This is a genomic window from Nocardiopsis chromatogenes YIM 90109 (assembly GCF_000341185.1).
In the GTDB taxonomy this organism is placed as follows: domain Bacteria; phylum Actinomycetota; class Actinomycetes; order Streptosporangiales; family Streptosporangiaceae; genus Nocardiopsis_A; species Nocardiopsis_A chromatogenes.
Map to the genome: position 1 here is coordinate 72,288 of NZ_ANBH01000048.1, position 12,860 is coordinate 85,147.

At 75.2% G+C, this 12,860-nt stretch carries 8 protein-coding genes; all 8 read right to left on the reverse strand.

The genetic code is table 11. The features are described from left to right. Positions 1 to 40 precede the first annotated feature (40 nt). Complete coding sequence (locus D476_RS0104635) at positions 41 to 805, reverse strand: thioesterase II family protein (RefSeq protein WP_017622806.1); 765 nt, start codon at positions 803 to 805, stop codon at positions 41 to 43. Then, positions 799 to 8,151 carry a type I polyketide synthase gene (locus D476_RS32140; protein WP_017622807.1) on the reverse strand — a complete coding sequence of 2,451 codons (7,353 nt, stop codon included), beginning with the start codon at positions 8,149 to 8,151 and terminating at the stop codon, positions 799 to 801. The genes D476_RS0104635 and D476_RS32140 overlap by 7 nt, the downstream gene beginning before the upstream one ends. Then, entirely contained in the window at positions 8,148 to 9,341 is a 1,194-nt protein-coding gene (locus D476_RS0104645; protein ID WP_017622808.1) for a hypothetical protein, read from the reverse strand. Before D476_RS0104645 ends, D476_RS32140 begins: the two co-directional genes overlap by 4 nt. A 77-nt stretch (positions 9,342 to 9,418) precedes the next feature. Next, positions 9,419 to 10,312: an ACP S-malonyltransferase gene (locus D476_RS0104650; protein ID WP_017622809.1), complete on the reverse strand. Its 894-nt coding sequence runs from the start codon at positions 10,310 to 10,312 to the stop codon at positions 9,419 to 9,421. Continuing rightward, complete coding sequence (locus D476_RS0104655) at positions 10,299 to 11,219, reverse strand: ACP S-malonyltransferase (protein ID WP_017622810.1); 921 nt, start codon at positions 11,217 to 11,219, stop codon at positions 10,299 to 10,301. The genes D476_RS0104650 and D476_RS0104655 overlap by 14 nt, the downstream gene beginning before the upstream one ends. Beyond that, positions 11,216 to 11,986, reverse strand: coding sequence for an SDR family oxidoreductase (locus tag D476_RS0104660; RefSeq protein WP_017622811.1), 771 nt, complete (start codon positions 11,984 to 11,986; stop codon positions 11,216 to 11,218). Before D476_RS0104660 ends, D476_RS0104655 begins: the two co-directional genes overlap by 4 nt. Further along, positions 11,983 to 12,612, reverse strand: a complete 630-nt coding sequence (locus D476_RS0104665) for a GNAT family N-acetyltransferase (RefSeq protein WP_017622812.1) — start codon at positions 12,610 to 12,612, stop codon at positions 11,983 to 11,985. The genes D476_RS0104660 and D476_RS0104665 overlap by 4 nt, the downstream gene beginning before the upstream one ends. A gap of 11 nt (positions 12,613 to 12,623) precedes the next feature. Further along, positions 12,624 to 12,857, reverse strand: coding sequence for a hypothetical protein (locus D476_RS32145; RefSeq protein ID WP_017622813.1), 234 nt, complete (start codon positions 12,855 to 12,857; stop codon positions 12,624 to 12,626). Positions 12,858 to 12,860: the final 3 nt, after the last annotated feature.

Genomic DNA, 12,860 nt, shown 5'->3' on the forward strand with positions numbered 1-12,860 from the left:
CCTGCGATCCGAGGAGATCCGGCCGGGCCGGTGTACATCTTTATGCGTATTGGCGGCACCGGTCGGCGATGCCGAAAACGGCGTTCCGTATGCGGCCGGAATCCTCCGCCAGAAGGAAGTGGCCGCCCGGGTGGAATACGACCTCCACCTCCTCGGCCACCTCCGTCCAGGCCCGGACCGCCTCGGGCGGGAAGAGCAGGTCCTCCTCGCCGCCGAAGACGTGCACGGGCACGCCCAGCGGGCGCTCCTGCGGCCGGTGGCGGTAGGAGGCGCACAGGTCGGCGTCGTCGCGCACCAGCCCCAGGAAGGGCTCCAGCCACTCCGGGTTCCTGACGAGCCACTGCGGGATCCCTCCGATCTCGTACAGGCGGCGGGCGAGTTCCCGGTCGTCGCCGGTGGAACCGAGGTCGGGACGGGACAGGTGCGGGGCCCCGAAGGCGGCGACGGCCAGCGCCGCCGGGCGCGGCCCGCCCCCCTCGCAGAAGCGCCGGGCCAGCAGGTAGGCCAGCAGGCCGCCCATGCTGTACCCGAACAGGACGTATCCGCCGTCGTCCACCTCGCGCTCCAGCCGGTCGGCGAGGACGGGGACGAGCCCGTCGGCCGTGCGGTGGCGGCGCCTGCGCACCCTCCCCCCGGTCGTCGGCAGCACCACCGGGGCCACCTCGACGCCGTCGGGGGCGGCCCGGCTCCACGGCCGGAACAGCGAGGGGTGCCCGCCCGCGTGGTGCAGGCACACCAGGGTCACGGGCGGCCCCGGGCCGCGGCTCCCGGTCGGGGGCGGCCCCGTCGGGTCCGGTGTCAGCACGCGGACCCCTCCTCTCCGGCCTCTCCGGCCCCGTCGACGGCCCGCAGCAGGTGGTCGGCGAGGGCGTCGACGGTGGGGTGCTCGAACACGACCGCTTGGGGCAGGCCGACGCGCGCCGCCTCCTGCAGGCCGTGGCGGAGCCGGATGGCCGTCAAGGAGTCGAGCCCGTCGGCGAACAGGTCGCCGTCGCCGTCCACCTCCTCCGCGCGGCCGAGCACGGTGCCGACCTGCCGCCGCACCTCCTGCACCAGCAGCGCGCGGCGCTGCTCCCCGCGGGCCGCGTCCAGGGCGGCCCGGAAGTCCGCCGGACGGGCCGCGGCGCCCGCAGGGGGCCGGTCCGGCAGCAGGGGAAGCAGGCTGGGCAGGGTGTCGGCGGCGTGGTCGNTCGGCAGGACGGCGACCGGATCCGCGAACGGCCGCTCCGCCAGCAGCCCGAGGAGCGCGGCCCCGCCCTCCTCGACGGGGATGGTGCCCTCACCGCTGCGCTCCAGGTCCTCGTCCAGCCCCGCGCGGTGGCTCATCCCGGTGCCCGCCCACGACCCCCACTGGACGGCGGCCGTCGGCGCGCCCAGCGCGTTCCGGTAGGAGGCCAGGCCGTCGAGGAACGCGTTGCCCGCCGCGTAGCCCGCCTGCCCCGGCGTCCCCAGGAGCGCGGACGCGGAGGAGTACAGGACCAGGGCGTCCAGGTCCGTGCCGCGGGTCAGCAGGTGCAGGTTCCAGGCGCCGACGGCCTTGGCCGCCATGACGCGGCGGACGCGGTCGCGGGTCTGGAGCAGGAGGGCGCCGTCGTCGAGCGCTCCGGCCAGGTGCAGCACGGCGGCCAGGGGCGGCAGCTCCGCCTCCCGCCCGACCGCGTCGAAGACCGCGGTCATCGACTCCAGGTCGGCGGCGTCGGCGGTGAACGTCCGGACACGGGCGCCCGCGTCCCGGAGCCGTGCGATGCCCCGCGCCGCCTCGGCGCCGGGTGCGCCGCGGCCGACCAGGACGAGGTGGCGGGCGCCCGCCGCGTGCAGGGTCCGCGCCGCCTCCAGTCCCAGGCCGCCCGTCCCTCCGGTGATCAGGTAGGTGCCGTCGGGCCGGACCGGGGCGGGGGCGGCGCCCGGCGCGGGGCGCCGCGGGTGCACGCGGGCGACATGGCGCCGCTCGCGGGCGTAGCCGACCTGTTCGCGGGGGAGCGGCCCGGCCCCGGCGGACAGGGCGGCGAGTTCGTCGAACAGCGTCTGGGCCTGCCGGTCGGGCGGGGTCCGGGGGTCCAGGTCCACCTGGGTCAGCGCCAGGTCGGGCAGTTCCAGGGCGGCGACCCTCGCCATGCCCCACAGGGCGGCCGCCGACGGGTCCGTGACCGGCCGGTCGGCCACCGGCTGCGCGCCGACCGTCACCAGGCAGAACCGGGGGACGGCGCCGTCCGAGCCCGCCGCGGTTCCGGCGCGCTGGACCAGGTCGAGCAGGCGGCCGCTCACCTCGACGGCGGCCCGGCCGTGGTCGGCGGTGCCTCCGGTGTCGCCGCCGGTGCCGCCGGTGCCGCCGGTGTGCGGTTCGGCGGGGCAGGCGGCGATCAGGTCGTAGCCGTCGAGCGGGAGGGCTCCGGACGCGTCGGACGCGTCGGCCGGGCCGCCGTCGGCCACGTCGCAGGGGATCCCCCGGCTCCGGGCCTCCTCGGCCAGCCGCCGCCCCGGTCCGGTTCCCGGGGAGACGACCAGCCACCGCCCCCGTGCCTGCGCGGCCGGGACGGCGACCGGCTCCCAGCCGGTGCGGTACAGCCACCGGTGCCAGCGCTCGACCCCCGGCAGCATCGCCGCGCGGTCGGTCCGGGTGAGCAGGACCCCGGCCATGGACAGGATCCGGCTCCCGTCGGGGGTGAACAGGTCCACGTCGGCCCGCAGGGTGCGCGGGTCCTCCTCCTGGGGCGGGCGCAACCGGGCATGGCACCACACCTCGGTTCCGGCGGGCCGTTCGGCGACCACCGACTCCGCGCCGAGGGGGACATAGGTGCGTGGGCCCGTCCTCTCGGGGTAGGCGACCGTGAGCGCCAGGAAGCAGGCCTCCAGCAGGACGGGGTGGACGCGGTGGCGGGCCGCCTCNAGGACCGCCCTGGACAGAACGGCCAGGCCGTCGCGCGACAGGTACTCGGTGGCCTGGAAGGCGGGGCCGAGGTCGATCTCGCGCTCGCGTTCGCGGCGGTAGATCTCCGCCACGTCGATCTCGTGCCCGGCCAGTGCGGAGCGGGCACCGTCCAGTGTCCCGAGGGGGGCGGTGCCGGTGGAGCCGGGCGGGGCGGGGGCCAGCCTGCCCGACGCGTGCAGGGTCCACGCGCCGTGCTTGCCCCCCTCCTCGGCGGGCAGGGAGCGCGCGTACACCTCGAAGGTCCGCACGCCGCCGTCCGGAGGGCCCAACGCGGTCTGCACCTGGCGGGCGCTCCGCTCGTCGGGGAAGGCCATCGCCCGGTGGATGTGCAGGTCCCGCAGCTCGACCGGGGCCGCACCGCCGTGCAGCCGCGCCGCCGCCGCCAGGGCGACCTCCTGGTAGGCGACGCCGGGCATCACGACCGACCCGAAGACACGGTGGTCGGCGAGCCACGCCGGGGCGGCGGGGTCCACGACGGCCTCGAACCGGGTCCCGCCGTCTCCGGCCAGGTCCATCCGGTCCCCGAGGAGGGGTGCGTCCCGGTCCTGCCTAGGCTCCGCACGGCCCGGGTGCGCGGCCGGTGCGTCGACCCAGTGGCGCTCGCGCTGCCACGGGTAGGTCGGCAGGGCCGTCCGCCGGTGGCCCCGGCCGCGGTGGAAGGCGTCCCAGTCGATCTCCGCCCCGCCGGTGTACAGCTCGCCGACGGATTCGAGCATCCGCCCCCACGGGCGGTCGGGATGCAGGCTCGGCACGGCGACCATGCCGGCCGAGCCCTCGCGCTCCTCCACCACCGGCAGCAGCGTGGGGCGCGGCGAGACCTCGACCAGCACCGCGGTCCCCAGCCGTTCGAGGGACGCGCACCCGTCCATGAAGCGCACCGGAAGGGCGAGCTGGTCCACCCAGTAGCGCCAGTCGGCCATCCGCGCGCCGATCGGCCGCCCCGTGGCCGTCGACACCACTTCGGTCCGCGGCGGGTGGTAGCTCACCGAGCGCGCCACCTTCTCGAACTCGGCGAGCATGGGGCGCACCAGCGGCGAGTGCGAGGCGTAGGAGATGTCCAGTATGCGGTGGCGGATCCCGCGCCCGTCCAGTTCGGCGCAGGCCCGCTCGATCTCGCCGGTCGGCCCGGAGATGACGGCCGACGCGGGGCCGTTGACCGCCGCGACCGCCGAGTTCGGGCCCAGCAGCGGGGCGAGGGCCTCCTCACCCGCCGACACCGCCGCCATCGCGCCGGTCTCGGGCAGCGCCTGCATCATCCGCCCGCGCTCGCACACCAGGAGCAGCGCGTCGTCCAGGGAGAACACCCCGGCCAGGCAGGCGGCCGCGTACTCCCCGTGGCTGTGCCCCATCAGGATGTCGGGCTCGATCCCCCACGACGTCCACACGCGGGCCAGGGCGTATTCGAGGGCGAACAGCGCGGGCTGGGCGTATCCGGTCTCCCCGATCGGGGAGGGCGCGCCGTCTTCGGGGAAGAGTACGGAGGTGAGCGGGCGGTCGAGGCGGTCGCGGACCAGCTCGTCGCACAGGTCGACCGCCTCGCGGAAGACGGGCACCCGTTCGTAGAGCTCGCGGCCCATCCCCGGGTACTGCGAGCCCTGCCCCGGCATCAGGAAGGCCGTGGGGCCCCGCCGCCCCCGGAGCGGCCGGCCGGAGGGCGGGGCCGCCGTCCCGAGCCGGTCGCGGGCCTGCTCCGCGGAGTCGGCGACCACGGCCATCCGGTGGGGGAAGTGGCGGCGGCCCACGGCGGCGGTGAAGCAGGCGTCGCCGAACTCCGAGCCGGTCCGGCCGCCGAGGAAGGCCCGGTACCGGGAGCGGAGCTCGTCCAGGGCCCCGGGGTCGCGACCGCTGAGGACCAGCAGGTGTTCACCGCCGTGCTCCCGTCCGGCCCCGTCTCGGACGTCGGCCCCGCCCCGGGCCTCGGCAGCGGGCAGGGCGCGCCCGCCGTGCCCGTCGTCCTCCGGCGGAGGGGGCTGCCGGAGGACGACGTGGCAGTTGGTCCCGCCGACCCCCAGCGAGGTGACCCCGGCGGTCCGCCCGGCCCCCTCCTCGGGCCACGGCTCGGCCTCGGTCCCCACGCGGAACGGCGTGCGGGCGAAGTCGATCTCCGGATTCGGGGAGCGGAAGTGCAGGCTGGGGAGCTTCACCCCGCGCTGGACCGACAGCGCGGCCTTGATCAGGCCCACGATCCCCGCCGCCTCGTCCAGGTGGCCGACGTTCGTCTTCACCGAGCCGATGGAGCAGCGCCCCGGGGCGCCGCCGGTGCCGTCCCCACCGCCGAACGCGCGGGTCAGGGCGGCCACCTCGACGGGATCGCCCAGGGCGGTCCCGCTCCCGTGCGCCTCGATGACGCCGACCTCCTCGGGGGACACCCCGGCCGCCTCCTGGGCGGCGCGGACCACGTCCGCCTGCCGGTCCACGCTGGGCGCGGTGAAGCCCGCCTTGTCCGCACCGTCGTTGTTGACCGCCGTGCCCTTGATGACGGCGACGATCCGGTCGCCGTCCGCCTGGGCGTCCCGCAGGCGCTTGAGCACGACGACCCCGCACCCGTTGCCGAAGAGCGTCCCTCCGGCGTCGGCGTCGAAGGCCCGGGTGTGCCCGTCCGGAGAGAGCACCATCCCTTCCTGGTGCAGGTACCCCGCCCCCTGGGGGACGCCGATGCGCACCCCTCCGGCGACCGCCGTCCGGCTGTCGCCGTCCCGCAGGCTCCGGCAGGCCAGGTGGACGGCGACCAGCGAGGTCGAGCACGCCGTCTGCACGGTGACGCTGGGCCCGCGCAGGTCGAGGGCGTGCGAGACGCGGGTGGCCAGGTAGCTCGGGTCGTTTCCGAGCTTGATCTGGAACTGTTCGAGCGAGGACTCGGTGAAGGCCGTGCCCGCGCCGTACCCGAAGTGCGGGAGCACGTTGTTGACCAGGTAGGTGCTCACGGCGCACCCGCCGAAGACGCCGACCGCCGCGCCGGGGCCGCTGTCGGACGCCGAGGCGCGGCCGGCGTCCTCCAGCGCCTCCCAGGCGCACTCCAGGAAGAGGCGGTGCTGCGGGTCGAGCAGCTCGGCCTCCCTGGGCGAGAGGCCGAAGAACCCCGCGTCGAAGGCGTCGATCCCGGGCAGGGGCGCGCCCATGCGCACGTACTCCGGGAGGTCCCGCAGGGCGGGGTCGCGCCGCGCGCGGTCGGCGTCCCCGAGTGGGCCCACCGACTCCACGCCGTCGACCAGGTTGCGCCAGAGCGCCTCGACGCCGTCGGCACCGGGGAAGCGTCCGGCCATCCCGATGATGGCGATGTCGCCGTCCCGGTCGTCCGGGTCCCTGTCGCGGCGGGGCGGGGCATCGGCCCCGGGGTCGTCGGCACGGTCCAGGTGCGCGGCGAACTCCCCGAGCGTGCGGTAGCGCACCAGGTCGACCATGGGGATGGCGCGGCCGGTGCGCCGGACCAGCTCCGCCCGCACCTCGGTGAGCAGCAGGGAGGTCCCGCCGAGGTCGAAGAAGCCGTCGTGCACGGAGATGTCGGGCAGCCGCAGCACGGTCCGCCACACGTCGGCGAGCAGCCGCTCGGTCGCGGTCCGGGCGGGCACGACCGGCGTGTCGGCGAACCGGTCGAAGGTGTCGGGCGCCTGCAGCCTCCCCCGGTCGGTCTTCCCGCTGGAGGTGCGGGGCAGCCGGTCGTGGAGCACGTAGGCCTCCGGGCGCATCACCGGCGGCAGGGCGGCGGTGATGCGTTCGTGCAGCAGGCGCCGGATGCGGTCCCCTGCCGGGCCTTCGGCCCCGGCCTGCCCGGCCTCCCCGGGGCGCGGGGCGACATGCGCGACGAGCCGGTCGTACCCGTCCACCTCGTGCGCCACGACGGCGGCCTCGGCGACGGCCGGATGGTCCAGCAGGACGGCCTCGACCTCACCGCACTCGACCCGGACCCCCCGGATCTTGACCTGGTCGTCGATCCGCCCCAGCAGTTCGATGTCCCCGTCCGGGCCGCGCCGGGCGAGGTCCCCCGTGCGGTAGAGGCGCCCGCCGCCGTGCGGGTCGGTGACGAACCCGCGCGCCGTGGGCCCGGGGCGGCCGAGGTAGCCGGGCGAGACGCCGGCGCCGCCGATGACCAGCTCGCCTTCGGCGCCGTCGGGGACCTCGCGCAGCCCCTCGTCGGCGATGCGCGCCTCGACCCCGTCGATCGGCCGGCCGATCGGTGCCAGGTCCGGCCACCGGTCCGGGTCGCCGTCGAGGGTGTAAACGGTGGCGTCCTGGAACTCGGTCGCGCCGTAGTGGTTGTGCAGGCGGGCACCGAGCAGGCGGAACATCTCCCGGATGTCGGAGGTGATGCGCAGCCGCTCCCCGGTGGTGACGACCTCGCGGACGCGCAGGCGCCGCGCGGGCGTCGTCTGGGCCCCGGAGCCGCCGTCGGCGTCCGCGGCGCCGACCGCCCGCGCGAGCTGCTCCACCATGGTCACCGGGAGGAAGAACCGTTCGATCCCCTCCCGCTCGGCGAAGGCGGCCAGGGCGAAGGGGTTGCGGCGGGCCTCGTCGCCGGCGAACACGAGTGTCCCGCCGAAGGCGAGGGTGGAGAAGATCTCGTGGACGGAGAAGTCGAAGCTCAGCGCGCACACCTGGGCGGTGCGCAGCCGGTTGGCGCCCGGCCTGGCCCGCTCGTGCCACCGCAGCAGGTTGACCATCGCCCCGTGGGTCATCACCGCCCCCTTGGGGACACCGGTGGACCCGGAGGTGAAGATCGCGTACGCGGGGTCGCCGCCGCCTGCGGCGCCGGGGCGGCCGTCCGGGGAGCCGCCGGGGGCGTCCCGCCCGTCCGCCGGACGGCACCCCTCGCCCAGCGCCAGGCGGGGGACCCGGCCCAAGGGCCCCGGCGCCTCCGGCGGGGGCGCCGCCCCCGGGGCGCCGGTGACCAGAAGCGCGGTCCCGGCGGTGCCGATCACGTGCCCGGCCCGCTCGTCCGGGTCGTCCGGGTCGATGGGGACGTAGGCCGCGCCCGCGCGCATGATCCCCAGCATCGCGGCGACGGCCTCCGGCCCGCGCTCCATCCGCACGCCGACGAACGCGCCGGTCCCCACGCGGCGCCGGACCAGCTCCGCCTCCACGCGGGCGGACATGGCGCCGAGCTCGGCGTAGGTGATCCGCCGGTCCCCGTGCACGAGCGCGAGGGACCGCCCCGGGGCTCCGCGTGTGTTCCGGTCGACCAGCGCGTGCACGGTGGCCGGTGCGGTGTCCGTCCCGGCGCTCACCGGCCCGCCCCCGCCGGTGCGGGCACGCCGCCGGGCCCGGGCAGGCCGCCCAGCTCGGGGAGGCCGCCCAGCTCGGGGAAGTAGTCCTCCGGGCCGCCGTCGCGCCGGATGTCCCAGGTGGCGCAGTGCAGCGACCCCCCGTACTCGAAGACGTTGCGGAACGGCACGGTCAGGACCTCCATCCCCATGCCGCTCAGCAGCTCCTGGAGCGGCCGCTCCCGCTCCTCGCAGACCACCGTCGTCGGGGACAGGCTGAGCACGTTCATCGACAGCCAGATGGAGGACTGGCAGTACTCCGGCATCTGCTCGTCGGCCAGCACGGGCTGCGGGGCCTCCACGAGCTTCCAGCCGTTCTCGGTGAACATCCTGCGCTCGCCGTCGCGGATCGGCCGCTCCGGGTTGGTGAGCACGAGGCCGGGGGCGAGGGGGACGAAGGTGCAGTCGATGTGCGAGGGGAAGTGGTCGAGGGGGAAGTGGACGGGGTGGACGCGGAACCCCCGGGGTTCGAGGTGCCTCTTCAGCCAGCGGATCCCGGGCCGGTTGGTCGTCATCGACTCCTGCACGATGATGTCGCGGCCCAGGCGGCTCATGTCGGCGGCGTCGAAGACCACCTGGTCCTGGGTGACGCAGAACTCCGACTCGTGCATGCGCCGGTACCGCTCCTCCAGCGGCCACTCCCAGAACTCCTCGCGGTACATCTCCGGGCCCATGGTCGGCTTGGGGGCCACCGTCCACTCCACCCGGGGGTCGGACTCCCAGTACCCGTAGACCAGCGGCCGGTAGGGCTCGTACTCGAAGAAGCGGGCCCGCCGCGACATGGTGGCCTCGATGATCCCGTTGCCGACCGTGGCCATCACGTCGCGGGGGCACACGGCGCAGTACTGGTTGGCCACCTCGAAGCGGGGGGTGCTGACCGGCCGGGAGAAGTCGTGCTCGGCGGGCCGCCTCACCACGATGCCGCGCGACTCCAGCAGCGCCGCCAGGCCGTCCAGCTCCTCCTCCGCGCGGGCGATGCGCTCCCGGGGCTTGGGGCCGGTGGGGAAGGGCCGGTCCGAGCCGCGGACCCTGGGCCGGTTGCCCGGTTCCACGGGTTCGTAGCAGGCCCCGGCGGCCGACCCCACCACCACCTCGCGCAGGGGGTCCCACTCGTTCCAGGCGTTCACCGCGGGCGTCTCGTCACTCGTCGTCATGAAACCTCTCCTGTCGTCCCCAGTCCTTGATCCGGATGCGTCCCGCGGTGCGGCGCCGGACGCGGTCGGCCCGGGCGTCAGCCCGGCAGGGCGAGGAGCCGGTGCCCGCCCCGGCCGCGGACGAGGTCGCGCATCCGCGCGACATAGACCGACCTGGCCGGTGACACCAGGTCCACCGCGTGTACCCCCTCGGCGCCGAGCAGGCCGTCGACCAGGCGCGGCAGGCTGGCCGTGTCGAACCACTGCTCGACGAGCATGGCGCGCAGCGCCTCGGGGCCGCGGTCGACGGCCTTGCCCGTGAGGGGGGACACGACGGGCACCCGCGCCGGACCGATCGGCGCGTCGGCGAGGATCCCGGCGAACTCGTCGCGGGTCGGCGCGGCGTAGGGGCAGTGCTCCGCCCGGTCGGCGGTGTCCAGCACCATGACGCCCAGGCGCCGCAGCCGCTCGGCCAGCGGCTCCGGGTCGTGCGCCGGGACGGCGATCCCGACCACCCCGCCGCCCAGGTCGATCGACCACCACGGGTCGTGCCCCTCCTCGGCGAGCAGGCGCATCAGGTGGACGGCGTCGGCCTCCGACGGGGCGAGCACCGCCACGGTGGTGCCGGTGCGCCGCAGGCCCGTGCGCGCGGCCTGCAGGGTGTTGATCTCGTGGGCCAGGCGCAGGCAGGTGCGCTCGCCGATGGCCCCGGCGGCCAGCAGCGCGGGAAGGCACCCGGCGCTCAGCCCGCCGACGGCGTCCCAGCCGCCGCCCTCCTCCTCCATCCGGCGGACGACCGCGACCGTCAGAAGGGCCTCGTGCACGGTGGTCGGCAGGCGGGACGGGTCGTCGGCGCGCACGCGGGCCGGGTCGAACCCGCACACCTCGGCGGCCAGCTCCAGGTGGGCGTCCTCCACCCCGAGGATCGCGGCCAGGTTCCCCGGCGCCAGGGGGACGAGGCCGGGGAGGACCAGCGCTCTACCGTGCGCCATTCCCGATCCCGCCCGCCTGGGCGGCCAGGCCGCACTCGGGGTCGAACGCCATCGACTTCAGCACGAAGTCCGAGGGCTCCAGGACCACGCAGGTGTCCAGGCCCAGGCCCTCCAGGTAGCGCAGGACCCTCCGCCAGTCCAGGACGGTCGTGTACTGCTCGATCGCCAGCTTCCAGATCGCCTCGGAACCGGTGTGCGGCCGGCCGTCGTTGATGCTGATGGTCGGGATGGCGAGGTTCCCGCACGGGTCCCGGAAGCGCCACTCGGCCGCGAACCGCTCCTGGACCTGGCCCATCAGGTCGCAGTGGCCGGGGTAGCTGTAGGGGATCACCTTGAAGAACGCCCCGAGCTCGGCGAAGGCCGGTTTGAGCTCGGGCAGGTCCCCCTCGTGGCAGGCGGCGATGAACTGGTTGCCGGACATCAGCACGGACATGTGGAGCAGGTGGTCCAGGCCGCGGTCCTTGAGCGCGGCGAACACCGCCTCGTGGTCGCAGTTGGAGAAGAAGACGCTCTTGTACCCGGTGCCCTCGAAGGCGTCCATCTCGATCGCGGCCATGGTGTTGGACATGCGCACCATGTCCTCCAGGGACACCCAGCCCGCGGCGGCGGCCGCGCTCAGGAAGCCCAGGCTGATGCCGGTCACGCAGACCGGCCGGAGGCCGCGCCTGCGCTGCTCGGCCCGGTACCCGGCGATGCCCATCATGTTGATCAGGGGGCGGCGGAAGCGCGGATCGTTGGCCTCCTCCTCGGTGCCGTCGCGCAGGACGGCGCGCAGATCCATGTCCAGCGTGTCACCCGCGAGGTCGAGCAGCAGGTCCATCTCGTCGGACTCCAGGCAGCGCCGCCGCAGCTCGTCGTCCAGATAGACCTGCGAAGGGAAGATGTAGGCGCCCTTCTCCTGCGTCATAGCGAGAACCCTTCGTCGACGGTGACGATCTCTCCGTTCACGGCCGCGAACTCCGGACCGGTGACGGCCCGGATGACGTCGGCGACCCGCTCGGGGGGCAGCAGGCGGTCCTCGAAGTCGGGGCCGCCCATGATCTCCTCGACCGCCTCGCGGGGCACGGAGCCCAGCAGCCGGGTGTCCCTGATCGGCCCCGGGGACACGGTGGTGAAGCGCAGGCCGAGCTTTCCCCATTCGCGGGCGAAGCCGCGCGTCATCGCCTCGATCGCGGCCTTGCTGGTGATGTAGCCGATCGCCCCGGTGATGTACTTCCGGGTGAGGATCGAGGACACGTTCACCACCGTGCCGCCGCCGGAGGCGGCGAGGGTCTGCGCGCTCACCGCGTTGACCTGGTAGGCGCCGAAGATGTTGGCGTCGATGACCGCCTTGAACCGGTCGGCGTTGGCGATGGTGGTGACCGCGGCGTCGTTGGCCACGGCGCAGTTGACCACCGCGTCGCAGGGCATCGCCGCCATGAGCAGTTCGCGCACGCGCGGGCCGCGGGCGTCGGGGTCGGGCAGGGCGAGCCGGTGCACGCGGGCGGCGCCGCCGGCCTTGGCGACCTCCTCGGCGACCTGCTCGGCCTCCTCGCGGCGGCCGTTGTAGGTGAGGTGGACCCGCTCGGCCACCGGGGCGAACACGCCGGCCACCGCGCGCCCCAGACCGCTGGTTCCGCCGATGACCAGCACGTTGCGGTACTGGGGGGCACCGCCGCCCGCCGCGGCCGTCACCGCTCCGCCAGCAGGCGGTCGGCGATGGCGCGGGCGTCCAGCCCCTCGGCCAGGGCGCGGTTGCGCTCCTCCAGCCGCCCGGCGTCCAGGCGGCGTCCCACGCGCGGCTGGTAGTGGGGGTAGGGGCGGTAGTACTCCTCCCGGGTGAGCGCGGACTTCACCGCCGCCACCGGTCCGTTCGGGGTATCGAAGTAATCGCGGCAGATGGCCTCGAAGAACATGTCGTCACCGAATCCCAGATCGATCGTCGTCGTGTTGTGGGCGCCCGTGGTGAATTCGACCCGTCGGCAGTTCAGGACTTCGAAGAGGTAGTCGACGAGGAGCGCGGCGGCCTCCATCCCGATTCCGGTCCGCCACAGGCGCTCGTCGCCGGTGGCGCCGCCGACCTCGTAGACGCCTTCGCCCAGCCGCCACCAGTGCACCAGGCCCACGACCCGCCCGCGGGCGTCGGCGACCAGCGCCGCGCGGCGCCCGTCGCCTTCGAGGCCGGCGTAGGCCGCGGCCCGGGGCAGCGAGGCGGACGTGCCCCGCAGGAGCGTTTCGCATTCCGTGCCGGTCAGCCATTGGGCGATCCGGGGCAGGTGCTCCTCCGAAACCGGGAGCAGACGGCAGGTCAGGCCTCTCATGGCGCGGCGCCTCAGGCGCCGCCGAGCTGCTCGTGCACGCTGCGCAGCGTCGTCAGTTCCTCGACCTTGAGGTCGTAGACGCTGTCCCCGTACAGCGGCAGCAGCTCGGAGACGAATCTCAGCGTCTCCATCGACTCCAGCGCATAGGTGCTGTCCGGTCCGAACACGGTGGTGTCGGGGCCGGGCGGGCCGCCCTCCAGCCGGGACTCGAACAGGCGGGCGAAGATCTTCTGCAGCTCGTCCATCAC